This window comes from Achromobacter sp. PD1, assembly GCF_048541815.1.
Taxonomy (GTDB): domain Bacteria; phylum Pseudomonadota; class Gammaproteobacteria; order Burkholderiales; family Burkholderiaceae_B; genus Achromobacter; species Achromobacter bronchisepticus_A.
Genome location: NZ_CP183349.1, coordinates 5,132,019 through 5,156,135, shown reverse-complemented (window position 1 = coordinate 5,156,135; position 24,117 = coordinate 5,132,019). Strand labels below are relative to the sequence as shown.

The 24,117-nt window shown below is 65.3% G+C and carries 19 protein-coding genes; 16 read left to right on the top strand and 3 right to left on the bottom strand.

All coding sequences use genetic code 11. The annotated features are described in order from the left end of the window. Positions 1 to 9: 9 nt before the first annotated feature. From icmH to tssJ, 3 genes are all read right to left on the bottom strand, one after another. On the bottom strand, positions 10 to 765 hold the full coding sequence (icmH, locus tag ACM1PE_RS24230) for a type IVB secretion system protein IcmH/DotU (protein ID WP_223283522.1): 756 nt from the start codon (positions 763 to 765) through the stop codon (positions 10 to 12). A 33-nt stretch (positions 766 to 798) separates the two neighbouring features. Further along, positions 799 to 2,145: a type VI secretion system baseplate subunit TssK gene (tssK, locus tag ACM1PE_RS24225; protein WP_059371262.1), complete on the bottom strand. Its 1,347-nt coding sequence runs from the start codon at positions 2,143 to 2,145 to the stop codon at positions 799 to 801. Between the two features lie 97 nt (positions 2,146 to 2,242). After that, the gene (tssJ, locus tag ACM1PE_RS24220) at positions 2,243 to 2,860 is read right to left on the bottom strand and encodes a type VI secretion system lipoprotein TssJ (RefSeq protein WP_223283521.1); all 618 of its coding nucleotides are present in this window, start codon (positions 2,858 to 2,860) and stop codon (positions 2,243 to 2,245) included. A gap of 189 nt (positions 2,861 to 3,049) precedes the next feature. Between tssJ and ACM1PE_RS24215 the strand changes: the two genes are divergently transcribed. The 16 genes from ACM1PE_RS24215 (at position 3,050) to ACM1PE_RS24140 (ending at position 24,106) form a co-directional block, all read left to right on the top strand. Beyond that, positions 3,050 to 3,721 (top strand): hypothetical protein, encoded by a 672-nt coding sequence (locus ACM1PE_RS24215; protein ID WP_059371263.1) that lies wholly within the window; start codon positions 3,050 to 3,052, stop codon positions 3,719 to 3,721. 44 nt (positions 3,722 to 3,765) lie between these two features. Next, positions 3,766 to 4,290: a type VI secretion system contractile sheath small subunit gene (tssB, locus tag ACM1PE_RS24210; RefSeq protein ID WP_013396290.1), complete on the top strand. Its 525-nt coding sequence runs from the start codon at positions 3,766 to 3,768 to the stop codon at positions 4,288 to 4,290. Then, complete coding sequence (gene tssC, locus ACM1PE_RS24205) at positions 4,283 to 5,776, top strand: type VI secretion system contractile sheath large subunit (protein ID WP_059371264.1); 1,494 nt, start codon at positions 4,283 to 4,285, stop codon at positions 5,774 to 5,776. Before tssB ends, tssC begins: the two co-directional genes overlap by 8 nt. Positions 5,777 to 5,817: 41 nt before the next feature. Further along, on the top strand, positions 5,818 to 6,321 hold the full coding sequence (locus ACM1PE_RS24200; protein ID WP_006395404.1) for an Hcp family type VI secretion system effector: 504 nt from the start codon (positions 5,818 to 5,820) through the stop codon (positions 6,319 to 6,321). A 62-nt stretch (positions 6,322 to 6,383) separates the two neighbouring features. Beyond that, complete coding sequence (gene tssE, locus ACM1PE_RS24195; protein WP_054452040.1) at positions 6,384 to 6,869, top strand: type VI secretion system baseplate subunit TssE; 486 nt, start codon at positions 6,384 to 6,386, stop codon at positions 6,867 to 6,869. A 54-nt stretch (positions 6,870 to 6,923) separates the two neighbouring features. Further along, the gene (gene tssF, locus ACM1PE_RS24190; protein ID WP_059371481.1) at positions 6,924 to 8,762 is read left to right on the top strand and encodes a type VI secretion system baseplate subunit TssF; all 1,839 of its coding nucleotides are present in this window, start codon (positions 6,924 to 6,926) and stop codon (positions 8,760 to 8,762) included. Beyond that, complete coding sequence (gene tssG, locus ACM1PE_RS24185; protein ID WP_165867759.1) at positions 8,726 to 9,817, top strand: type VI secretion system baseplate subunit TssG; 1,092 nt, start codon at positions 8,726 to 8,728, stop codon at positions 9,815 to 9,817. The genes tssF and tssG overlap by 37 nt, the downstream gene beginning before the upstream one ends. Positions 9,818 to 9,835: 18 nt before the next feature. Further along, positions 9,836 to 12,535: a type VI secretion system ATPase TssH gene (tssH, locus tag ACM1PE_RS24180; RefSeq protein ID WP_419341186.1), complete on the top strand. Its 2,700-nt coding sequence runs from the start codon at positions 9,836 to 9,838 to the stop codon at positions 12,533 to 12,535. Between the two features lie 14 nt (positions 12,536 to 12,549). After that, positions 12,550 to 15,252, top strand: a complete 2,703-nt coding sequence (locus ACM1PE_RS24175) for a type VI secretion system Vgr family protein (protein WP_419341184.1) — start codon at positions 12,550 to 12,552, stop codon at positions 15,250 to 15,252. 19 nt (positions 15,253 to 15,271) lie between these two features. Next, positions 15,272 to 16,243: a DUF4123 domain-containing protein gene (locus ACM1PE_RS24170; RefSeq protein WP_118931412.1), complete on the top strand. Its 972-nt coding sequence runs from the start codon at positions 15,272 to 15,274 to the stop codon at positions 16,241 to 16,243. Continuing rightward, complete coding sequence (locus ACM1PE_RS24165; protein WP_419341183.1) at positions 16,240 to 19,095, top strand: T6SS effector BTH_I2691 family protein; 2,856 nt, start codon at positions 16,240 to 16,242, stop codon at positions 19,093 to 19,095. The genes ACM1PE_RS24170 and ACM1PE_RS24165 overlap by 4 nt, the downstream gene beginning before the upstream one ends. 18 nt (positions 19,096 to 19,113) lie before the next feature. Then, the gene (locus tag ACM1PE_RS24160; protein ID WP_124260332.1) at positions 19,114 to 19,848 is read left to right on the top strand and encodes a putative type VI secretion system effector; all 735 of its coding nucleotides are present in this window, start codon (positions 19,114 to 19,116) and stop codon (positions 19,846 to 19,848) included. A 91-nt stretch (positions 19,849 to 19,939) separates the two neighbouring features. After that, positions 19,940 to 20,866, top strand: a complete 927-nt coding sequence (locus ACM1PE_RS24155; protein WP_419341182.1) for a DUF6708 domain-containing protein — start codon at positions 19,940 to 19,942, stop codon at positions 20,864 to 20,866. 83 nt (positions 20,867 to 20,949) lie between these two features. Beyond that, complete coding sequence (locus tag ACM1PE_RS24150; RefSeq protein ID WP_118931408.1) at positions 20,950 to 21,648, top strand: glutathione S-transferase N-terminal domain-containing protein; 699 nt, start codon at positions 20,950 to 20,952, stop codon at positions 21,646 to 21,648. Positions 21,649 to 21,858: 210 nt separating this feature from the next. Next, positions 21,859 to 23,205, top strand: a complete 1,347-nt coding sequence (locus ACM1PE_RS24145) for a c-type cytochrome (RefSeq protein WP_419341181.1) — start codon at positions 21,859 to 21,861, stop codon at positions 23,203 to 23,205. After that, positions 23,198 to 24,106, top strand: coding sequence for a c-type cytochrome (locus ACM1PE_RS24140; RefSeq protein ID WP_419341180.1), 909 nt, complete (start codon positions 23,198 to 23,200; stop codon positions 24,104 to 24,106). The genes ACM1PE_RS24145 and ACM1PE_RS24140 overlap by 8 nt, the downstream gene beginning before the upstream one ends. Positions 24,107 to 24,117: the final 11 nt, after the last annotated feature.

Here is a 24,117-nt window from a genome sequence, read left to right as displayed (position 1 = left end):
CTGAGGCCGTCAGGGTAGCGAGATGGTCAGGTGCGCGGCGCGCGGGCCGATCTTGACGATGTCATGGTACGGAGCCATGGCGGTCTGCATGTCGCGGTTAAGGAAGTGGCTCATGCCCAGATAGGCCAGCAGCCCCAGCAGCGCGAACAACGCGCCGATGCTCCACAGCGGCACGTCGCGCTTGAGCGTGTGGGCGATCTTGTCGGGCAGGGGCCAGTGCGGCGCGAAGCCCGCGCGCTTGCCGCGCAGCAGCGTGATTTCATCGCCCAGCCGCGCCGTGAGATAGCCCAGCTTTTCCTGGCCCTCGATCATGTACTTGCCCTGGAAACCCAGCAGCAGGCACATATAGAACACTTCCAGCGATTGCAGGCGCGGCGCGCCCTGCGCGCGCAGGTCTTCCAGGCGCGCAAAGAAGTTCTCGCCGGCGAGCTGCTCGCCGAACAGGGTCAGTTGCAGCGGCTGCAGCATCCAGGCATCGCGGATGGAAAAGCCGGAGTTCAGCACGGTCTCGTCCACCGCGGCGCAGAACGCGTATTTGGTGGCGTAGACGTCCTCGGCCGGGATGTCCATCTTCTTCGCGCTGCGCTCGAAGTCCGCCAGGAACTGCTGCACGCGCGCCGAGAACGAGGCGGCGTCGACGGGCTCTTGGCCGCTTTTCAGCAGGAACAGCATCAGGAAGCCGTCGTACAGCAGGTCCAGCAGGGACTTCGCGGGGCGCGAGCCATAGAAATCGGCGGCTCGGGGAGGGAGCGAGGCTCCGGGCATCAGGGTGGGCGCGGCGGCGGTCATGGGCAGGCTCTAGCGGGTGACGGCGATGAGGTCCAGTTTCAGGTCGGGTATGCCCGAGGGGGCATAGATGGCGATGCTGCGCGCCTGCAGCATGCGGTCGTACAGCGAGCCGCGGGTCTGCAGGGTGAAGTAGCAGGCGCCCGGCTTGACGGGCACGGCGGGCGGAACCTGCGGCGTGTAGACGAGCTGCACGCCAGGCATGGCAGAGAGCACCAGCTTTTCCACGTCGTCGGGCGCGCCGACCTTGAAGCGCAGCGGCACGGTCTCGGCCAGTTCGCTGGCTGGCGTGGCGGCGGACACCGACAGGTAGAGCGCGGTGGTTTCGTCGAGCTTGCCGGAATCCAGCCGGCCGACGTGGAACGAGGGGCGCAGCTCTTCCAGCACGATGGAGAAGTAGCGGGTGGAGATGACGGTGTCGAGCAGGTCGCGCAGGATCTCGTCCAACTGCGCGAAGGCCGCGCCCGGCGCGTCGTGCTGATAGGCCGGCAGGTCCGCCAGCGTATGCACCTTGGAGAACGTCATGAGCGCGCCGGCCAGCCGCAGCATTTCCTGGAACAGGCGCTCGGGATGCAGCTGCGGGTTGTGGAACAGGTGCGAGAGCGCCGAATAGGCTTCGTTGCAGGTGTGCAGCAGCCAGAACGAGGCCACGTCGCCCGAACGGAACTCGATGATGTTCTTGTTCGGTTCGCGATGGAATCCATAGAGCGCGTTGACCTTGGCCTGCAGGGCGTCCAGCAGCCGGCGCAGCTGCTCGAACAGCGCGCTGCACGCCTGCACCGTGACGCTGGGGGCAACGAAACTGGTGTCCAGTTCGTAGCCGGCGCTGGCGGTGCGGCGCACGCGCGCTACAGGAATGGTCAGCAGCGCGTCGCGCGGCTCGTGCTCCGACAGCAGGCGCACGTTCTTGCGCAGGAAGGCAAGCTCGGCCGTGCTGGCGTTGGTATAGAGATCGGGCGCGGGGCTGTCCTGGTGCGCATAGCGCGCATCGAAACCCTGTTCCTGGCGCGTATCGCGATAGTTGCCGCCGATGTCCTTCATCGGATGCAGCGCCAGGTAGAACACCGCCGTGCTGGCGCCGTCCAGTCCGTCCAGCGCGACCGCGGGCGGCAGGTCGTCGTTATGGGGGGCGCTGTAGATCTCGCCGTCGGGGAAGATCGCGGATAGCTCGGTGGCGCGCAGCATGCCGTTGGCAAGCGCCGCGGCGTCGAAGCGCGCCGCGCGCAGGCCCCATGCGTAGGGATGCAGCGCGCGGCTCATTTCCGCGAGGCGGGCCTCGTGGTAGGCGTCTTGGCGTTGGAAATGCTGGGGCCGCAGAAACAGCCCCTCTCCCCACAGTATCTTCGCTGAATGGCTCACGTTTGCTGGCTCTTGCTTCTTATATGGATAGGGCGTGCATGACTGCGGCGAGACGTGGTCGGCGAGACGCGGTCGGCTAGACGCAGTTGGCTCGCGTTCAGTTCGGGCATTGCACCGAGCCGAGGCGGGCCGGGTCGAAGCCGGGTACGCCCGGCGGCAACACTATTTGTCCGGTGACCACGGTCATCGCGCAGGCATGGGCGCCCATGACGATGCCGCTGTCCTCGGCGGTCTTTACTTCGAAAACGTATTTCCAGCGCTGCGGCGCGGGCGCGTAGAACAAGCCCGCGACAGCGATGTAGGCAGCGGTTTTCGGCACTTTTTCCAGGTGCTCGTAGCGCTGTCCCGGCGTCAGTGTGACTTCGCGTGCAGCGATGATGCTGTCACCCAACGCCGCCTTTTCGGCGTCAGTATCAACCAATTGCGTGAGCGGTGCGCGCTGAAATGCCTCGGCATTCTTCAAATAGTATATTTTCGTAACCACAGCCATGGGCTGGCCGCTACTCGCATTCAAATTTTCTCCTGCGTGTATCGCCAGTTTCACATCCACAGGCGCATTCGGGTCCTTCTTCAGGCCCGTCATATCCATCACGCCGCCAGTCATTCCAGCCACCGCTCCAATCGCTGAAACCGCTGCGCAACCGCTGATTACGGGGCTTGCCGCGATGATGGCCGCCGCTGCCATGCACCGAGAAAAATAGAGATGTTTTGACATGGCTCTTTATACCGGAAGCCTGCGACAACATACAGATCACGGCACGATGAGCGAAGTTTGGCGTGGAGTTACATGAAGTAATGCACTGTAGTGCTGCGCTAACAAAAGGTTGTTGAAATACGCGGCCTTGGTTACACCCTCCTACATACCAAAAATATGCACATATCCCGGGTTCTCCTCATCGGCGCAATGATGGCCTTCCTCGCGGGCTGCGCCACGTCCCCCAAGCCGCAGACCGACGCCGAATACAAGCAGTCGATGACGCACGCCACGCAGACCTTGGCTGCCAAGGGCAACGACCAGGCGGTCGCCGAGTTCCAGGAAATCGCTTTGCTCAATCCCGCGCGCGGTGAACCGTGGTCTTACATCGCGAAGATCCGCTTCGACGAGCAGAAGTATGGCGAGGCCATCGTGGCGGCCGACGAAGCGCTGAACCGCGACCCCGAAGACTTCACCGCCAAGACCGTGCGCGCGGTGGGCGGCCTGCGCGTGGCCATGCAGTCGCTGGCCGACCTGCGCGCCAATGCGCTGCTCGCCGGCAACGCCCGTACCGATGCGGTGGCGCTGGCCGCCGCCATGCGTGAAACCCTGGGCCAGGACGTGCTGTTCCCCGAGGGCTACAAGCCGCCGCGCCCGCGCCAGCCGCGGCGCAACGACGCGCAGGGCGCGGCCGCGCAGCAGGCCAAGCCCGCCGCCAACACGGCAGCGACGCAGGCTGCGACGCCCGCAACGCCCGCTGCAAACCCCGCGGCGAACGCTGCGACGGCTCCTGCCGCCACGCCGGCCACGGCCCCCGCGGCTTCCGGCGCCGCGCCGGCCGGCCGCGCGCCGGATCCGTTCGGCAACCTCCTCAAACCCTGATCGGGCCCACGGCCTCTTCACAATGCACTTCGCTTGGAGCCCCCATGGCTAAGAAAGAAAGCGTTCAGAAAAGACTCCAGAAAGTACGTCCGCCGCGCGTGCAGCTGACCTATGACGTCGAGAAGGGCGACGCGATCGAGCAGAAGGAACTGCCGTTTGTCGTGGGCGTGGTCGGCGACTTCAGCGCGCAGTCCGAAGCCGAGCTGCCGCGCTTGAAGGACCGCAAGTTCGTCAACATCGACGTCGACAACTTCGACGACGTGATGCGCGGCCTGGAGCCGCGCGCAGCCTACCGCGTGAAGAACCGCCTGACCGACGAAGGCGGCACCTTCGGCGTGGATCTCAAGTTCCGCTCGGTCGAGGATTTCCGTCCCGAAGCCGTGGTGCAGCAGATCGAGCCGCTCAAGGAACTCCTGGACATCCGCACCAAGCTGGCCGACCTGCGCAACAAGCTGGCGGGCAACGACAAGCTGGAAGACCTGTTGGGCGAAGTGCTCAGCAGCACGGAAAAACTGCAGCAACTGACCAGCGAAGCCGGCAAGAACGGCAAGGGAGGCAGCAATGAGTAATTCCGCCGCCGCGCAGAACGTATCCGCGCCCGCCGCCGAGGCCGACTCGGGCCTGCTGGATCAGATCGTCGAACAGAGCCGCGTGGCCAAGTCCACGGCGGAACACGACCGCGCCAAGGACCTCATCGGCGAGCTGGCCCGCGAAGTCATGAAGGGCACCGTCGTGGTCTCGGACAACCTGTCCGCGATGCTAGACGCCCGCGTGGCCGAGCTGGACCGCCTGATCTCGGCCCAGCTGAGCGAAGTGATGCATGGCGCCGAGTTCCAGAAGCTGGAAAGCACCTGGCGCGGCCTGCATTACCTGTGCCAGGAGAGCAACACCGGCCCGATGCTGAAGATCAAGGTGCTCAATGTCACCAAGCGCGATCTGGTGCGCGACTTCCAGACCGCCATCGACTTCGACCAGAGCCTGATGTTCAAGAAGGTCTACGAAGAAGAGTTCGGCACGTTTGGCGGTTCGCCGTTCGGCGCGCTGCTGGGCAACTTCGAGATCACGCGCCAACCCGAGGACATGTACTTCATCGAGCAGATGTCGCACGTGGCCGCGGCCTCGCACGCGCCTTTCATCGCGTCGGCCTCGCCCGAATTGCTGGGCCTGGACAGCTTTGCCGACCTGGGCCGTCCGCGCGACCTGGCCAAGGTGTTCGACACCGTGGAATACACCAAGTGGCGCAGCTTCCGCGATTCGGAAGATTCGCGTTACGTGGGCCTGACCATGCCGCGCTTCCTGGGCCGCCTGCCCTACGACCCGAAGGAAGGCACCTCGGTGGAAGGCTTCAACTTCGTCGAGGAAGTGGACGGCACCGACCATGCCAAGTACCTGTGGTGCAACGCCGCCTGGGCCTTTGGCGCGCGCCTGACCGCGGCCTTTGCCGACTTCGGCTGGTGCGCGGCGATCCGCGGCGTGGAAGGCGGCGGCCTGGTCGAAAACCTGCCGACCCACACCTTCAAGACCGACGACGGCGAAATCGCCCTGAAGTGCCCGACGGAAATCGCCATCACCGACCGGCGCGAAAAGGAACTGAGCGACCTCGGCCTGATCCCGCTGGTGCATTGCAAGAACTCGGACTACGCCGCGTTCTTCGGCGCGCAATCGGTGCAAAAGGCCAAGAAGTACAACACCGACAGCGCCAACGCCAACGCGGTGCTGTCGGCGCAGCTGCAGTACATCTTTTCGGTATCGCGCGTGGCGCACTACCTGAAAGCCATGATGCGAGACAAGATCGGCAGCTTTGCCTCCGCGCAATCTGTCGAGAGCTTCCTGAACCGCTGGGTCTCGCAGTACGTGCTGCTGGACGACAACGCGAGCCAGGAGCAGAAGGCGCAGTTCCCCTTGCGGGAAGCATCGGTGCAGGTTGCCGAGGTGCCGGGACGTCCCGGCGTGTTCCGGGCCGTGGCGTTTTTGCGGCCTCATTTTCAGCTCGATGAGCTTTCGATTTCGTTGCGCCTGGTTGCGGAACTCCCGGCCCAAGCCCAGAAATCGTGACCACCGTCGGATTCGACGATTTTTAACCAGAGAGGCTATTAATGAAGGACATCTACGTCAAATTCGGCAACCCCGCGCTCAAGGGCGAGTCGCAGGACAAGGACCATCCGGACTGGATCGAAGTCGGATCGTGGCGCCATGAAATCATCCAGCCGCGTTCGGCTACGGCCTCCACCTCCGGTGGCCACACCGCCGAACGCACCGAGCATGGCGAGATGGTCTTCACCAAGGACCTGGACGTGGTCAGCCCGCTGCTGTACCAGCACGCATCCGGCGGCACGACGTTCGACGAAGTGACCATCGATTTCCTGCGCGCCGACGGCGAAGGCAACCGCGTCAAGTACCTGGAAATCAAGCTCAAGTACGTGATCATCTCGCGCGTGGCGCCGGAAGTCGTCAGCGAAGGCCTGCCGCACGAGTCGTTCTCGCTCAAGTACGCCGCCGTGCAGTGGAAGTACACGCAGCAGAAGGTGGGCGGCAACCAGGGCGGGAATGCCCAAGGTGCGTGGAGCCTCACCAAGAACGACAAGACGTACTCGGTCTGAACCTGACCGCATGAACGGCAAAGGCCCCGGCTGGTCCGGCGCCTTTGCTCAATGAGGCCGCGATGAAGGGATTCGAACCCAGCCTGTTCGACAAGTTGTTCGACGGCGACGGGCAGACACCGCATGCGTTGCGACGCCTGTCGGTGGAAGAAATCAAGGAAACGGTCGCGCGCGACATCGAGGCCCTGCTCAACACGCGCATGGTCTTCACCGAAGACTCGCTCAAGCGTTTCCCGAACTGCCAGCGGTCCATCCTGACCTACGGTTTGTCGGATTTTTCCGGCCTGAGCCTGGCCAGTCACTATGACCGCGAGTTCATCTGCCGGTCGCTGGAGCAGGCGATCGCCCGCCATGAGCCGCGCCTGACGCACGTGCGGGTGTTGCTGCAGGTGGACAGCCGCGCGACCTCGGTGCTGTATTTCGCGATTACCGCGATGCTGGACGTGGGGCCTGCGCATGAGCCGGTCACGTTCGACGCGACGCTGCAGCCGTCCACCTTGCAGTACTCGGTAAGCAAGGGCCGGGCCAAGGCCGCGGCGGCCGCCTGATAACAAACCATGCACGCGGGCGCCGGCGGCACGCCGCCGGCGAAGAAGGGAAAGATGGAAGAACTGCTGCCTTACTACGAACGCGAACTGGGCTTTCTGCGCGGTTCGTCGCGCGATTTTGCGCAGCGCTATCCCAAGATCGCCGCGCGGCTCGGGCTGTCTGGCGAAACCTGCGAGGATCCGCATGTCGAGCGGATGATCGAATCGTTCGCGCTGCTGGGCGCGCGCATCAACAAGAAACTGGACGACGACTATCCGGAATTCACGGAAGCGTTGTTCGAGGTCATGTACCCGCACTACTTGCGCCCGTTCCCGTCGTGCTCGGTGGCGCAGTTCGACATGGGCGGCATGGCCTCGCAGCTGACCGCGCCGGTGCGCATGGCGCGCGGCACGGAACTGAAATCGCATCCCGTGCGCGGCGTGGCCTGCCGTTTCCGTACGGCGTACGACGTGACTTTGGCGCCGGTGAGCATCCGCCAGGCCGTATTTGCGGCCACGGCCAACGCGCCATCCGCGGCCAGCCTGCCTGCGGGCGTGACGGGCCGGCTGTCGCTGACATTGGCCTGCCTGGCTGAAACCCAAAATTTCTCCACCCTGGCGGTGGACCGCTTGCGCGTCTACCTGCACGGCGAGCCCTCGTTCGTGGCTGCGCTGCGGGATTGCCTGTTCCTGCGCACCGCGGCGGCCTACCTGGAAACGCAGCCGGGCCGCTGGAATCGCATGCAGGACGTACCGCTGGCGGAGGTGGGGCTGTCCGAGGACGAAGCCCTGATCGACTTCCCGGCCAGCTCGCACCCTGCCTACCGGCTGTTGGCCGAGTACTTCGCGTTCTCCGAGAAATTCAATTTCGTGGACATCGATCTCGCGGCGCTCAGGCGCGCGGCGGGTCCGGTGCGTGAAATCACCTTGCATCTGGCCTTGAAGGGCGTGCGCGCGGATTCGAACACGGCGCGCCTGCTGGAGTCGGCCTCCGCAGACAATTTCCGGTTGGGCTGCACCCCCGTGGTCAACCTGTTCGCGCAGCGCGCCGATCCCATCCGCGTCACCCATGCGCAGGCGTCCTATCCGGTGGTGGCCGACGCGCGCCGCGCCTATGGCTACGAGATCTATTCGATCGACCGCGTGCGCCAGGTGCGGCAGAACGCGCAGGGCGATTCGGTGGTGGAGTTCCGGCCGTTCTATTCGCTGCACCATGGCGAGACGCCGGAAGGGGCTGGTCACTACTGGACGGCGCGCCGCAATGCGATGGTGGCCGAGCGCAGTCCGGGCTACGAGATGGAACTGTCCATCGTCGACATCGATTTCGATCCCTCGCTGCCGCAGACCGAGACCTTGAGCCTGGAACTGACCTGCACCAATCGCGATCTGCCTTCGCATCTGGCGGTGGGGCAGCCGGGCGGAGACTTGTTCCTGGAGGGCGGCTCGATCGCGCGCGAGATCCGCATGCTGCGCCGGCCGACGCACACCCATCGCTTCCAGCAGGGGCGGGCGGCGCATTGGCGCCTTATTTCGCATCTGGCGCTGAACCACCTGTCGCTGGTCCACAGCGGCCTGCCGGCGTTGAAAGAGACGCTGCGGCTGTATGACCTGTCGCATTCCGCGGTGGCGGCGCGCCAGATAGAAGGGCTGGTCGGCCTGGACTACAAGCCTGCCACGCACTGGATGCCCGGCGAGCCATTCGCAACCTTCGTGCGCGGCATCGAGATCCGGCTGACCATCAACGAAGACAACTTCGTCGGCACCAGCCTGCATGCCTTCGTGGCGGTGATCAACCGCTTCTTTGGCCTATACGTGCATGCCAACAGCTTCGTGCAGCTGGTCGTGCTGTCGCGCCGCGGCGCGGAAGAAATCCTACGGTGCGCTCCATGCAACGGCGACGCGATCCTAGCGTAATCGAATCGCTGCTGGCCGAGCCGCAGCGCTTCAAGTTCTTCCAGGCCGTGCGGGTGCTGGAATCGTGGTTCGCGCGGCAGGAAGGCAGCCGCGCGCGCAATGCGGTGCCTGCGCACCTGCGCTTCCTGAATTCGTCTTCGCTGGGCTTTCCCGCCAGCGAGATCGCCGCGCTGACAGCCTATGACAAGCAGGGCCAGGCGCTGGAAGACACCGAAGCGCGGCTGGCGGCGCTGGCTGCCGGCAACCTGGGGCGGGTGGAGATCGAGCCAGCCTTCTTTGGCCTGTTGGGCGCGCAGGGCGCCATGCCGTTGCACTACACCGAGATCCTGAGCACGCGCGAGAGCTCGCGGCGCGACCGCGGCGCACGCGCCTTCTTCGACATCTTCTCAAACCGGGCGGCGGCGCTGTTCTATGCGGCCTGGAAGAAGTACCGCATGCCCGTGCGGCACGAGACCGAACAGGACCATCACTATCTGCCACTGCTGCTGGCGCTGGGCGGCATCGGCCATCCAGCGCTGCGCGACCGCCTGCAGTCAGGGCAGGGCCGGGTGTTCGACGAATCGCTGGCGCACTATGCCGCGGCCGCGCGCCAGCGGCCGGTATCGGCGGCCTACCTGCAGCGCGTGCTGGCGGATTACTTCCAGGTGCCGCTGCGGGTGGAGCAGTTCGTCGGGCGTTGGTATCACGTGCCGCCGCAGAACCGCACGCAGCTGGGCATGCCCGGCGCGGTGCTGGGCGTGTCGGCCATGGCCGGCGACCGCATCTGGCAGCGCGACATGCGCATCCGGCTGTGGATCGGCCCTTTGTCCAAGGACGCTTTCACTGATTTCCTGCCCGGCGGTGCGCGCGCTCAGGCGCTGGAGAAACTCCTGACCATGTTCGGCGGCATGAGCTTCGAGTACGAAGTGCGGCTGGTGATGGCCAAGGAAGACGTGGGCGGCAGCGTGCTGGGCGAAGGCGGCGGCGCGCGCCTGGGCTGGAACTCCTTTCTTTGCACCGAGCCGGTGGCGTCGGACCGCGATGACGCCAGCTACGAATTGCACACCATCCATTGAGACTAGACGACCTGGAATATGGCCACACCCTTGAAGACCCTGATTGGAAAGCTCAACCAGACCTGCCGCCAGGCGGCCGAGCGCGCCGCCAGCCTGTGCATGGCCCAGGGGCACTATGAGGTGGACCTGGAGCACCTGTTCCTGGCGCTGCTGGAAAAGCCCGCCAGCGATTTCAGCATCGTGGCGCGGCGCAGCGGTATCGAGGCTTCGGTGCTGGAAGCGGACCTGAATGCCGAGATCCGCGGCTTCAAGAATGGCAACACGCGCACGCCGGTGTTCTCGCCGCATCTGCCGCGGTTGTTCGAACATGGCTGGCTGATCGCTTCGCTGGACACGCACACCACGCGCATCCGCTCCGGCCATCTGCTGCTGGCCCTGCTGACCGAGCCCGACCTGGCCCAGTTGGCGCGCCGCGGGTCGCGTTTGTTCGAATCGTTCAGGCTGGATGAACTGAAGCATGATTTCACCGCGTTGACGGCCGGCTCGGAAGAGGCGGGCCAGTCGGTGGCGTTGGGCGACAGTCCGGCGGGCGACGCAGGGCAGGATGGCGCGGCTCCCGCTGCCGGCCTCTCCAAGACGCCGGCGCTGGACCAATACACCGCCAACCTGACCGAGCGCGCGCGCGAAGGCAAGATTGATCCGGTGATCGGCCGCGATGCCGAGATCCGCCAGATGATCGACATCCTGACGCGCCGCCGCCAGAACAATCCCATCCTGACCGGCGAGGCTGGCGTGGGCAAGACCGCGGTGGTCGAGGGGCTGGCGCTGCGCATCGTGGCGGGCGACGTGCCGCCGGCGCTGGCGGGCGTGGCGTTGCGCACGCTGGATATGGGCCTCTTGCAGGCCGGCGCCAGCGTCAAGGGCGAATTCGAGAACCGCCTGAAGAACGTGATCGACGAGGTCAAGCAGAGCTCCACGCCCATCATCCTGTTCATCGACGAAGCCCACACCATGATAGGCGCGGGCGGGCAGGCCGGGCAGAACGATGCGGCCAACCTGCTCAAGCCGGCATTGGCCCGCGGCGAGCTGCGCACCATCGCCGCCACCACCTGGAGCGAGTACAAGAAGTACTTCGAGAAGGACGCCGCGCTGGCGCGCCGCTTCCAGGTCGTGAAGGTGGAAGAACCCAGCGAGGAGCTGGCCGCGAGCATGCTGCGCGGCATCGCGCCGCTGATGGAACAGCATTTCGGCGTGCGCGTGCTGGATGAGGCCATCGTGGCCGCGGCGCGCTTGTCGCACCGCTATATCAGCGGCCGCCAACTGCCGGACAAGGCCGTCAGCGTGCTGGATACGGCCTGCGCGCGCGTGGCCCTGGGCCGCAGCGCTACGCCGGCGCTGATCGACGACGCGCGTCATCGCCTCGCGCGCCTTGAGACCGAGCGCGCCGCCTTGCGCCGCGAAGCCGCGGCGGGCGCGGCGCAATCCGCGCGCCTGCGCGAGCTGGATCAGGAAATGGACGCCACGCGTGCCGCATTGACGGAAGCGGAATCGCGGCTGGCGCAGGAAAGCGAGCTGGTCAGGCAGATCCACGCGCTGCGCGAGGAATTGGAGGCGGCGGGTGTGGAAGCCGCGCCGGAGCCCGCCGGCAAGCGCCGCTCGGGCAAGGCGGCCGAGCCAGCCGCCACGCCAGGACAGGCGCAATTGGCCGAACTGCAACAGCAACTACGCGCCTTGCAGGGCGAGGCGCCGCTGGTGCCGGCCTTCGTGGACGCGCAGGTCATCGCCGAGATCGTGTCCGCCTGGACCGGCATCCCGCTGGGCCGCATGGTCAATGACGAAATCCGTACGGTGCTGGAACTGCAGCCCTTGCTGGCCGAACGCGTCATCGGCCAGGACCATGCCTTGCACGCCATTGCGCAACGCGTGCGCACCGCGCGCGCCGGCCTGGAAGACCCCAACAAGCCCAAGGGCGTGTTCCTCTTCATTGGCCCGTCGGGCGTGGGCAAGACCGAAACCGCGCTGGCCGTGGCCGACATGCTGTATGGCGGCGAACGCAAGCTGGTCACCATCAATATGAGCGAGTACCAGGAGGCCCACAGCGTATCGGGCCTGAAGGGCTCGCCGCCGGGCTACGTGGGCTACGGCGAGGGTGGCGTGCTGACCGAGGCGGTGCGCCGCCAGCCCTACAGCGTGGTGCTCCTGGACGAGATCGAAAAAGCCCATCCCGACGTGCTGGAGCTGTTCTTCCAGGTGTTCGACAAGGGCGTGATGGACGACGCGGAAGGCCGCGAGATCGATTTCCGCAACACGCTCATCATCCTGACCTCCAACGTCGGATCGTCGGCCATCATGCAGGCCTGCCTGAACAAGAGCGCCGAGGAACGGCCCGACCCCGAGGCCTTGCAGGAACTGTTGGCGCCGCAGCTGTACAAGGCCTTCAAGCCCGCCTTCCTGGGCCGCATGAAGACCATCGCCTACTACCCGGTGGACGACGACGCGCTGGCCCGCATCATCGCACTGAAGCTCGGCCGCATCGCGCAGCGCGTCCAGGCCAACCACCGCGCCGTGTTCGAATGGGACGAGGCGCTGGTGGAGGCCGTGCTGGCGCGCTGCACCGAGGTGGATACCGGCGCGCGCAACGTCGACCACATCCTGAACGGCACGCTGTTGCCGCAGATCGCTGAACAGGTGCTGGGCCGCATGGCGCAGGGCGAGGCCATCGCCCGCATCCGCGTGACCGCCGGCAAGAACGGCGATTTCCGTTATCGCCTTGCCTGACGCCGGAGCCCGACATGCCCATGGATAATGCCGGCCTTTCCCGAATGTCGATCGCGTCGGTAGACCAGGCCAACCGTTTGCTGGACCTGCGCACGCCGCTGGGCGCGAACCGGCTCGTCGCGGAAACGCTGTCCGCCACGGAAACCCTGTCGGACGGCGCGTTCCGGCTGGAACTGACGGCGCTGTCGGACGATGCCGGCATCCCCTTGTCTGAACTGTTGGGCAAGCCGGCGACGCTGCGTCTGCAGACCGCGCTGGGCCGCGAACAGCCCCGTGTCTGGAATGGCTACATCATGGCGGCCGAGTTCCAGGGCGCCAACGGCGGCCTGGCGCGCTATGGGCTGACGCTGGAGCCCTGGCTCGCCTTTCTGCGCGCGCGCCGCGACAGCTTCGCCTATCAGGACAAGACGGTCATTGAGATCGTCGACAGCGTCTTCGGCGACTACAAGGACCAGGGGGGGCTGGCGCTGCAATGGCGTTGGGTCGTGAAGGACCGCGCCGCCTACCCCAAGCGCAGCCTCACCGTGCAGTACCGCGAAACCGATCATGCCTTCGTCGAGCGCCTGCTGGCTGAAGAGGGCCTGTTCTACTGGGTTGAGCACGAGGCCGGCGAAGGCGACGGCAGCCATACGTTGATCATTGCCGACCACAACGGCGCCTTCCAGCCCGGCCCGCAGGCCAGCGTGCGCTTTGCGCGCGCCGACGTCACGGAGACCGAGGACAGCATCCAGCAATGGAGCCGGCGCGCGCGCTGGCAGACCAATGCGGTGCGCATGGCCAGCTGGGACTACCGCAGCGCCCAGGCCAGGCCGGTGGCGGCGCAGGTCGATGGCGGCGCCGCGAAGGGCGCGATGGATCTGGTCGTCAACGACTATCCCGGCCAGTACGCCTACGAGGACAGCGCGCAGGGCGAGCGCCTGGCGCACATCGCGCTGGCCGCGCTGCGCGCGGGTCAGGATAGCTGCGAAGGCGCGGGCACCGTGCGCACGCTGGCGCCGGGCCAGCGCTTCGAGCTGACCGGGCACTACCAGCAGGGCGGGGCCGCCTATGTGGCGATCACCGTGCGGCACGAGGCCCGCAACAACTTCGACGAGGACCTGGGCCGCGCCGTGCGCGACGCGCTGGGCGAGACCGGTCCGCAGGCAGCCGACGCCGACTTCTACCGCAATACCTTTACCTGCATCGGCATCGACACGGAATTCCGCAAGGCCACGCGCGACGGGCACGGCGAGCGCCTGCATCCGCGGCCCACCGTGTACGGCGCGCAGACCGCGCTGGTGGTGGGCGCCGAGGCGCCGGTGCATACCGACCGCGACCACCGCGTCAAGGTCCAGTTCCATTGGCAGCGCGGCAAGGCCTCCAGCAGCCGCCTGGAACATCCTTCGGGTGACGAGAACGCGCCCGCCAAGGACGAACTTGGCACGTGGGTGCGGGTGGCGGAGTCCGTGGCGGGCGGCGACTGGGGCGGGAATTTCGTGCCGCGCGTCGGCCAGGAAGTGCTGGTCGAGTTCCTGCACGGCGACATCGACCGCCCCGTGGTGGTGGGCGCGCTCTACAACGGCGCAGGCGCCGAGGACGCCGCGCACAACCAGGTGCAGGGCGGCGCCGCCAACGCCACCGGCAACGCGCCCGCCTGGTTCGCGGGCGGCGCCGACGGCCATGCGCACAATGTGGTGATGTCCGGCTTCAAGACGCAGGCGCTGGCCAGCAGCGGCCAGGGCACCGGCGGCTACAACCAGCTGGTGCATGACGACACGCCCGGACAGTCGCGCCTGACGGCGTCGACCACGCAGGCCGAAAGCCGCCTGAACCTGGGCCATATCAAGCAGCAGCGCGACAACGAAAGACTGCAGGACCTGGGTCACGGTGCGGAACTGTCGACTCGCGAGGCCGTGGCGGTGCGCGGCGGTTCCGGGCTATTGATCAGCGCCGACCTGCGCGGGAACGCCGAGGGCGCGCTGCTGGACAGCTCGGAAGCGGCCAAGCAGATTGAGCGGGCGACGCGTTCAGCGGAGGAACTGGCGCAAGCGGCAACGCGCCAGAAGGCCGTGTTGGAAGGCGATCCGCAAACGCTGCCGGCGCAGGACGCCCTGAAGCACGTCCTGGAGGTGATCGACGCCAAGCAGGACGCGCCCGAGGGCAAGCCAGTTGCCGCCTACAGCGAACCGCAGCTCCAGGTGAGCGCGCCCAGCGGCATCGGCCAATACACACCCGCCGACGCATTCCTGGCGGCCGGCGCGACGCTGTCGCAGGTGGCGCCGGACGTCAACTGGATCAGCAGCGCCAACCTGGCGGTAGGGGTAGTCGGCGGCGCGGTGTTGTTCACGCTGGGCCGCAAGGCGTCTGGCGACAGCCCGGTGCAAGGCCAGGGACTGCTGCTGCATGCGGCGGGCGGCAAGCTGCGCTTGCATAGCCAGGACGCCAAGATGACGCTGTCCGCTGAAAAGGCGGTGACCTTTGCCTCGGCGCAAGCTGCCGTGAAGGTGCAGGCCGCCAAACGCGTCTTGGCGACCGCGGGCGGCGCCTATTTGCGGGTGGAAGGCGGCGGGATCCAGCTGCACGCGCCGGGGAAGGTTGAGTTGAAGGCGGGTGTGCATAACTGGGCGGGGCCGCAAAGCGCGCCCTTGCAGCTGGGGCTGCCGGAGGGCGACTTCGAAGGATGCCAGCTGAGAATGCAGAGCGCGGCGGCTTCGGGCGCGGCGGCGGTTGAACTGTAGCGGCCAGGGGCGGACAGATATGGGGCCATTCACATCGGACATTCAACTGGGAGAGGCGCTGCAACGGCTGGCGGCGTCCCATGGGGAGTCGCGCTGCTGCTTGCTGCTTGATCCGCTGTTGCGGCCGCCTGAGGAAGATTCCGAATGGCTGGGCCTGGCCGATGAACTCGATGCGCGGACCACTTCGGTCCGGCTTGCGCATCGGAATGTCGATTCCAAGGCTTGGCCGCGGCTCGTATCGCTGGATCTGGCGCGCGCCTGCGACGCCGATATCAGCCGGGTGGCGGCAGGCATGGCGATCCGGGATTGGACGCCGGAATCCTTGCGGCTAGGCCTGGGGCGCCGCATCGGCGGCTGGATGTTTGGCGCAACGGATGCTGCGGCCTTGGCGCACCACCTGGGCCGGGCCATGCTGCAATCGCGGCCGGATGGAGGCCGCTCCCTGTTGCGCTTGCAGGATCCCGCTGTCCTGGATCTGGTATGGAACCTGGCGACTCCAGGGCAGCGCCAGGCATTGCTGGGGCCGATGCACCTGTGGGTGACGGTCGACCGGTGGGCGCGCCTGGCAAGCTATGGCAACGGCGCTGAGCCGGTGCCCGGCCTTCGGGATATCGGTCCGCTTCAGTTCGACTCAGACCAATGGAGCCGCATTGAGACCTCTGCCGCCATCAACCGCGCGTGGCGCGTGGTGGCTGGACAGGCTGCGGCCATTTCAGACGAAACATTGGCGCAGGCGGCGGCATGCGTGCGGCGCGGGGCGGCCAGGGGCTTGCTGGACCCGCGCGACTGGGAGGCCATGGCCATCCGCGCGCTGACGGCGCACCCTGCATTCGATCAGCATCCCAGGCTGGCCGCGCTACTGGATGCCCGCGAGCCGGATGTCGGCTTTGCCAGGCTCGTCATGGATTTGACCGAGGCGGACTGGACGGCGATCGCCCGCGATTGCCGGCAGTCGCGCCCGGCGCATCACCAAGTTAGGGAAGAAGAATGAGTACGGCTTGCAATGTGTGCAAGGCAGGCGGCCTGCCGATACTGCCGACGCGTTACGCCGTGGTGCCCGCGGGGTTTCCGGCGCATGCGCTGGACGGCGTAAGCGGCGAACGCGTGAAGGACGTGCCGCTGGATAGCGAACAGTACAAGTACGTGACCCGCACGCTGCGCATGGGCTTTCTCTACCTGTTCTACGAGAAAGGCCCGCAGGGCGCCAACTACTGGGAAGTCTATTCCGTGACGGCCGACGGCATGCTCTGGCGTTGCGACGACGCGGACAGCGCCCGGTTGCAGCCCGCGATGAAATGCGCGAACCAGGGGCACAATGGGCTGCGCATGCATTACATCGTGATAGAGAAGCCAGCGCAGTGCGGCAAGGTGTGGCTGGCCTATAGCGAACATAAATGGAGCCCGCAGACCCGCGCTCGCTATGAAAAGCAGGAGCACCGCGCATCGCGGATGCAGGCGATCGAGCCCGCCGTCTGGGCGCAGGGCCGCTGCGAGGCCAAGAATCACCAATCCATACTGGCCGTCGAGTCGAACTTCAAGAAGATCCTGGAATACGGAGACCACCAGTTCAGCGGTTTGACGGGCGAGCCGCCCTGGCTTCCGTACACCGGCCTCGATCGCCAGCGCAAGTTGAGCAATGTCGACGGGTCTTTCGACGAAACAACGCTGAAAGAGCAATTCACGAAGACGCCCTGGTATCCGCGCAACCGGCCGCTCGGCGGCCTTGTGGATAAGACGCTTGAGCTTTTGCTGGCGCAGATGCTGGATAAATGCGGCGATCCCACGATGGGCGTCAGCTATTGGCCGATGAGCTTGGCGCTGTGGGACGCCATCGGCATCGCCGACGAGCTCAACGGATACTGCAATGACGCGCTGGGCGCGATGGCGCGGTATGGCGAGGAACGCGCGTTGCAGATTACCGCGGCCAGCAACATCGAAGGCGCCAAGGCGGCGCTGGAGAACAAGGCCGACGACGCCGCAAGGCGCACGGCCGAGGCCGTGCAACTGGGGCAGCGGGGCGGCAACCGGCACTACGAGGTGATGCGCCGCAACCAGGTCATCAATCAGCACGTGCCGGACATGAAGGGCAAGCAGGCATTCGCCGGGCTGGAGAACGAGCGGTCCAATGGCGTGATAACGGACGCCGAGTACCACAGCCGCCGTCGCGTGCTGCTGGACCAGTATGTCCCGGCGGCCAATAGGGCGCAGGCAGAGGCGGATTTCAACGCCTATGACGCGGAGATCGTGCAGGCGGACGAGACGCGCGCCCGGAATCTGGAAAATTATCGCAAGGACCAGGTCGCGCATGCCTGGGATCGCTACACCGACAATGTCGATTGGGACAAGCTGAATCGCTTCAAGAGCAACTACGAGAAGTTCCAGGAGATGGCGACTACGCTGGCAAATACCAGGACAGTGGAACTCATCAAATGGCTGGAATGGGGCCTTCTGTTCGATACGCTGGAGGACTATAGCGAGGAAGTCGAGGATGACGGCCACGAGTTCATTGAAGTGGTCGGCGACCTGATCGAAGGCATCGGATCCAGCGCGGCGGGAGCCCAGTATCTCAAAACCTTGGTGGAAGAACGGCGTGACGCAGGGGACAGGAAGTCCCTGTTCTGGCGCGCAATCGCCGCAAACCAGAAGCAGCTCAAGCCTGCGGTGACGAGCGCCCTCGATGAAGCCGTGAAGGGCAAGGAAACGCCATTGCCTACGGGTCTCGGTGTCGTCGAACGAGTGCTCAGCAACCTGAAAACCTTCTCGGGGTATTACAAGAGGGCGGTGTCCCTGGTTGGTGAAAGCAAGGTGGAAAAGCTGGGGCCATTGCCGCGCGCTTTGAAAAATGCCGGCATCGACAAGCTGATGATGACGGTGGGCGATACGGCTTTCCGCTGGTTGCAGCTGAACCGCGTAAGCGATTTCGTCGGTGAGAAGATCGTCCAGAATCTCTTTTTGTTGTCCACGGGCATCAGCGACGCCGACGCCTTGGCGCTGGTGAGAGAACAGGCCCGGTCCGAAGGCGTGGCGCGTCAGGTCGCGCTACAGCGATTGCGGACTGCGCGCACTTTCCTGGAAGCCAACGAGGCCATCGCCAAGGAACCCAGCCACAAAGTGCTGCGGGACATGTGGGGCAAGATGCGGCCGGCTACTGGGCGCAACGGGGCTACCACCATGCGCATTACGGTGGTGGTGGGATTGATTGAAATTTGGAACTTCAAGAAGCTCATTTCGGCGACCGACAAGACGGCTACGACCTATGCAAAGCTGGTCGCGTCTACGGCCACCTTGAGCGCCGCCGTGATTGATATCGCTATCGTGCCGTATCAATTGGCGGGGAAAAAAGCATACGGATTCCAGAAATGGAAATTGGTCGGGGGGATGTTGGGCGCCGGCGCGAGTTTTATCGGTGCATCCATAGATTTCAACGAAGCCATGGAGCGCAGGGAAAAGAAGCAGTACACGCTGATGGTGCTGGTCGGCATCAAGTCGGCCATAGGCTTTGTCGCAGGCGGGGCCGCGGTGATCACGGCAATATCGACTTCTGCCTCGTTGCTGAAGATCGTGGGACGGCGCGCAGGTATGAATGTGATGGTGGTGGCTGTGGATGTGGTTGCGTCGCGGATGGCGATAGCTTCATTCGCTCGTGTGCTTGGTATCCTGGTGGGCTGGGAGATCGCGATAGTGTTGGTGGGTATTCAGCTGCTGGTCTGGTACTTCACGCCGAATGCACTGGAAGAGTGGTGTGAAACCAGCGCGTTTGGCCGTCGTACTTTCGGCAAACCTCAGGACGAACCGAAGAAGCAGGAGGAAGGCTTCGTCGCTGCTCTTGCTGATGTGACGTGATTTGATGTGAGGAATGGAATGACCAATGAGCTCAATGGAAATGTCCGAAAGATCTCCGGAAAGATCACGGAGCTGAAGAAGTCCCGTCGTAATCGGGACTTTGTCCTGAGCCAGATTGGCGGTGACGTCGGAGCGTCCGCGGTATCCGCCGCGCTGGCAGGCATGGGAGGGGCGGGTATCGCGATTGCCTCGATCGATAGTTCGGAGAGCGCCGACTTCGTGGAGTTTTCACTGAACGGCGAACCCGTTCAGGGTTGGTTCTGGCGCTTCCCCTTTCAAGAAGGGGACGACGTGGAGCTGGTCGCCGAACGTGGCGAGGGCGCCTGGAGCGCCTATGGCGTCAGGCGCGAATCGGATTCCTTGGTGGCGGTGTATCCCCACTGCTTTGAAGGGCGCAGATCCCACTATCTGTCCACGTTCCGGTTCTGGGGCATCATCGTCGCGGTGATTTTTGGATTCATGATGTGCCTGGATGCGGTGTTTGCCTTGTTCAAAGGCAAGTTCAGCATCGCGGGGCAGCTTGAGGCCTATGGCATTTATGCCATGTACCTGTTGCCGGCCTTGCTCGTCGTGTTCGGCTTCCTGGCCTGGCGGGCGGGGCGCAAGACGGAAGGCTTCGCGCATGTCGCGGAAATGATCTTCAAGGGATTCGGTTGGAGCAATCCCACTGGGATCAATCTGCGCGCAATATCCAAAACAAAGCGGCGGCAGGGCGATGGCAAGGACTACGGCCTGCGCTATTTCAGATACTGACGAGGGAAATGCCCTGAAGAAATTGCGCAGGCCTATCCACGGGCTGATACCGGTCGCGCCGCAACCGAGCCGGCGAGTTCTGGAGCGTTGAATGGATTACACGGGGTTGATACGCAAATTCCCCAACGACCGGCCGCTTGGGGACTTCGACCGCGAACACCGCTTGCAGCAGAAGAAACGGCTGGACGTACCGCTGGCGGCCGAGGGCTGCGTGGTGAAGATGAATTCCAATGCTTTGGTCTTGGTGGACCGCTGGTACGCCTACCGGGGCATGCTGGCGCTGATGGGGCTTGTCGGCGTGGCCTTCGGCGTGGGCATGATCCGGGAGTTGGCTTGGGCCCTGGTGGACGGGCTGCCCAATGAGAACGGGCTTTGGACGGCGGTTTTCATCAGCATGGCGATGGGCGCTGCGTTGGCGGCGGCGGGCGCTTGGGTCGCGGGCAAGGAGATGTTCCGGTGGACCTACTATCCCATCGCCTTGGACCGCAAGCACAAGCTGGTACACGTGTTCCGGCTGGACGGAACGGTGCTGACGGCGAAGTGGAACAAGCTCTACTTCACGCTTGGAGGAGGGGTCGACGGGTTTCAGCACCGGACCTGGGATGTCCGCGGCCTGATCCTGGATCCGGACGGCGTGACGGTCAGGGAGACATTCGCGTTCAGCTCGGTCACGTACCGGGCCGAAGATGCCTATTCCCATTGGGAGTTTCTGCGCCGCTACATGGAGGACGGGCCGCAAGTCGTGCAGGACGCGGTCTTGCATTGCGTGCCGGCCGACGGCAAGCCGGAGACCTTCGCCCTATCCAGGCAGCGCGCCTTTGCCGAGGATGCGCAAGGTCCTGGCATCCTGTCCCTGCTGATGATGCCGTTCAATCTTCTCCACGCCATCATGCGCTGGGCGGTGATGCACACCAGCAAGGTGCCGACGTTTCCGCCGGAAATCGAGGCCACGCTGCAGCCAGAGCCGGAGGACGAGTATGTGCAAGATGCCTCGATGAATCCCGCGTACTCGCGCTAGGGGATTTCATCGGGCGGCGCGGCCGCCCGGATTTGCGCTAGGATTACCCCGACCTTTCCGCCCCTCCCCCTGGAGCCCCCCGCATGACCGACCTCAGCGCCTTTCCCATCACCAAGAAGTGGCCCGCCCGGCACCCCGACCGCATCCAGTTGTATTCGCTGCCCACGCCCAACGGCGTGAAGGTGTCGATCCTGCTGGAGGAAACCGGGCTGCCCTACGAGGTCCACCGGGTCAGCTTCGACGCCAAAGACCAGTTTTCGCCCGAATTCCTGTCGCTCAGCCCGAACAACAAGATCCCGGCCATCCTCGATCCCAACGGCCCCGAAGGTAAGCCGCTGGGCCTGTTCGAGTCCGGCGCCATCCTGATCTACCTGGCCAGCAAGGCGGGCAAGTTCCTGCCGGCGGACACGGCGGGGCGCTATGAGACGCTGCAATGGGTCATGTTCCAGATGGGCGGCATCGGCCCGATGTTCGGCCAGTTGGGCTTCTTCCACAAGTTTGCGGGCAAGGACTACGAAGACAAGCGTCCGCGCGACCGCTACGCGGAGGAGTCCAAGCGCCTCTTGAACGTGCTGGACCAGCGCCTGGAAGGCCGCGACTGGGTGATGGGCGACGAGTACACCATCGCCGACATCGCTATCCTGCCCTGGGTGCGCAACCTGGTGGGTTTCTACGGCGCGGGCGACCTGGTGGAGTTCTCGCGCTTCAAGAATGTCGCCCGGGTGCTGGAAGCCTTCGTGGCCCGTCCGGCGGTGGCCCGGGGCCTGACGATACCGGCGTAGGCGATGCAGGCTGCGCGGCCGCCGTCAGGGCGGCTGCGGGCCTCGGCAAGCCCGCAGCCGGCGGGCTTGCGGCAAATCAAACAAGCCCGCAAGTTATATGCTTTTCGGTCATTAACTTATTACTGAAAGGCGTAAGCTTCCTCCATAAGCTGGACAGGCCGTACGAACACCCCGACGTGCATGCTGCCCAGCGTGCAACGGAGGGCAGTAATGAAGAGGATCGGGATCAAGGTCGCGGTGGGTCTGCTGGCGGCTGCGGGCCTGGCCATCGGCGGCGCGCAGCTGCTGACGGCAAATCGCAAGGCCGACGTGGCGGCGTCCGTCGACATCAACGACAGGCGGCTGGCCGAAGCCGGCGCCTACATTGCGCGCACGGGCGATTGCGTGGCCTGTCACAGCGTGCCCAATGGCAAGCCCTTCGCGGGCGGCCTGGCGATGCAGACGCCGGTGGGCACCATCTATTCGTCGAACATCACGCCCGACAAGCAGACGGGCATCGGCGGCTATAGCTACGCGGATTTCAAGAACGCGGTGCAGCACGGCATCCGCAAGGACGGCACGCCCCTGTATCCGGCCATGCCGTATCCCTCGTACGCCATCATGCCGGACACTGACGTCCAGGCGCTGTACGCCTACTTCATGTCGCAGGTCGAACCGGTCAACCAACCCAGCGCGGATTCCACGATTCCGTGGCCGCTGAACATGCGTTGGCCCATGGCCTGGTGGCAACTGCTGTTCGCGGGCAAGCGCGAGTTCGCGGCCCCGGCCGGCGCCGATGAAAAGCTGGTGCGCGGCGCCTATCTGGTCGAAGGCCCCGGCCATTGCGGCGCCTGCCACACGCCGCGCGGCCTGGCCTACCAGGAGCAGGCGCTGTCCCTGGCGGACGGCGACGCCTTCCTGTCGGGCGCCGTGATCGACGGCTGGCGCGCCAAGAGCCTGCGCGGCGAGGCCCAGGGCCTGCAATCCTGGAGCGCGCAGGACATCGAGCTGTTCCTGAAGACCGGCCGCACCGACAAGGTGGCGGCATTCGGCGCGATGGCCGACGTGGTCGAGCACAGCACCCGCCATTTCACCGATGGCGACCTCGCCAGCATCGCGGCCTACCTGAAACAATTGCCCGCGGCCGGCGGCAAGCTCGCCGCCTTCCCGCCCAAGGCCGACGGCACCACCGCGTCCCTGCGCGACGGCCGCTACGATTCGCGCGGCGCGGTCATCTACATGGAGCAATGCGTCGTGTGCCATCGCGCCGACGGGCAGGGCATGCCGCGCATCTTCCCGGCGCTGGCCGGCAATTCGGCGGTGTTTGCGCAGAACCCGCAATCCATCATCCAGATCACGCTGGAGGGCGGCAGAATGCCGTCCAACGACATGGATGCCATGACGTTCGCGATGCCGGGCTTCAAGCATCTGAGCGACCGCGATATCACGGACGTGATCAATTTAATCCGCACCGGTTGGACCAACCAGGCGCCCGCGATCGGCGAGAAGGATGTCGCGCATATCCGCGAATTCCTGGCCAGCAAGAAGCCGAACATCGGCGGAGGCAAGCATGAGTAAGCACATCAGGATCGCCGCCCTGCTGGCGGCAGCGGTCGCCGTGGGCGGCTGGACGGCCGCCACTGCCGAACCCGAGGCCGCGGCACCAGGCGCGCGCAGTACCTTTCCGGTGCTCGACAAGGACGGCAAGCGGCTGCCGGACTACACCATCCCGCCCGACACCCAGATCGCCGCGCAGCCCAACGCCGAGCAGATCAACTACGGCAAGCGCCTGCTGACCGAGACGCGTCGGCTGTTGCCGCAGAACACGGGCGCCAGCCTGAACTGCAACAGCTGCCATGTGCAGGGCGGCAAGAAGCCCCTGGGCGCGCCTTACATCAACACGGTCAATTCGTTCCCGCAGTTCAATCCGCGCGCCAACCGGGTGGTGACGCTGGAGGACCGCATCAACGGCTGCTTCATGCGTTCGATGAACGGCAAGCCGCTGGAAAAGGACTCGGCCGAGATGAAGGCCATGATCGCCTACATGAAGTGGCTGGCCCAGGATGTGCCGCACGGCGCAAAGGTGCAGATCGAGAACGCCTGGCCGATAGACACCAGGCTGGTGCCCGACCCGGTGCGCGGCAAGAGCCTGTACGCGGCCCAATGCGCGTCCTGCCACGGCGCCAACGGCGAAGGCAAGCGCGACCGTTCCGGCGACATTGCGTTCCCGCCCCTGTGGGGCGAAGAGTCCTTCAACATCGGCGCGGGCCTGGCGCGCACCTACAAGGCGGCTGCCTTCATCCGCAACAGCATGCCGATGGGCTTGAATACGCATGGCAGCTGGGGCGAGGGCGGTGTGCTGTCCGACCAGGATGCGGTGGACGTGGCCGAGTACTTCACGCACATGCCACGCCCCGACTTCGCCGGCAAGGACAAGGACTGGCCGCAGGGCAAGAAGCCGAAGGACGCGCGCTACTGAAGCGTTGCGGC

Bases quoted from the DNA above. Each gene is read 5' to 3' on its own strand.
- ACM1PE_RS24140 (WP_419341180.1), top strand. From the start codon at position 23,198: ATGAGTAAGCACATCAGGATCGCCGCCCTGCTGGCGGCAGCGGTCGCC.
- ACM1PE_RS24155 (WP_419341182.1), top strand. From the start codon at position 19,940: ATGGATTACACGGGGTTGATACGCAAATTCCCCAACGACCGGCCGCTT.
- tssC (WP_059371264.1), top strand. From the start codon at position 4,283: ATGAGTAATTCCGCCGCCGCGCAGAACGTATCCGCGCCCGCCGCCGAG.
- ACM1PE_RS24175 (WP_419341184.1), top strand. From the start codon at position 12,550: ATGCCCATGGATAATGCCGGCCTTTCCCGAATGTCGATCGCGTCGGTA.
- tssE (WP_054452040.1), top strand. From the start codon at position 6,384: ATGAAGGGATTCGAACCCAGCCTGTTCGACAAGTTGTTCGACGGCGAC.
- ACM1PE_RS24215 (WP_059371263.1), top strand. From the start codon at position 3,050: ATGATGGCCTTCCTCGCGGGCTGCGCCACGTCCCCCAAGCCGCAGACC.
- tssB (WP_013396290.1), top strand. From the start codon at position 3,766: ATGGCTAAGAAAGAAAGCGTTCAGAAAAGACTCCAGAAAGTACGTCCG.
- ACM1PE_RS24165 (WP_419341183.1), top strand. From the start codon at position 16,240: ATGAGTACGGCTTGCAATGTGTGCAAGGCAGGCGGCCTGCCGATACTG.
- ACM1PE_RS24200 (WP_006395404.1), top strand. From the start codon at position 5,818: ATGAAGGACATCTACGTCAAATTCGGCAACCCCGCGCTCAAGGGCGAG.
- ACM1PE_RS24170 (WP_118931412.1), top strand. From the start codon at position 15,272: ATGGGGCCATTCACATCGGACATTCAACTGGGAGAGGCGCTGCAACGG.
- ACM1PE_RS24145 (WP_419341181.1), top strand. From the start codon at position 21,859: ATGAAGAGGATCGGGATCAAGGTCGCGGTGGGTCTGCTGGCGGCTGCG.
- tssH (WP_419341186.1), top strand. From the start codon at position 9,836: ATGGCCACACCCTTGAAGACCCTGATTGGAAAGCTCAACCAGACCTGC.
- ACM1PE_RS24160 (WP_124260332.1), top strand. From the start codon at position 19,114: ATGACCAATGAGCTCAATGGAAATGTCCGAAAGATCTCCGGAAAGATC.
- tssJ (WP_223283521.1), bottom strand. From the start codon at position 2,860: ATGTCAAAACATCTCTATTTTTCTCGGTGCATGGCAGCGGCGGCCATC.
- tssF (WP_059371481.1), top strand. From the start codon at position 6,924: ATGGAAGAACTGCTGCCTTACTACGAACGCGAACTGGGCTTTCTGCGC.
- icmH (WP_223283522.1), bottom strand. From the start codon at position 765: ATGCCCGGAGCCTCGCTCCCTCCCCGAGCCGCCGATTTCTATGGCTCG.
- ACM1PE_RS24150 (WP_118931408.1), top strand. From the start codon at position 20,950: ATGACCGACCTCAGCGCCTTTCCCATCACCAAGAAGTGGCCCGCCCGG.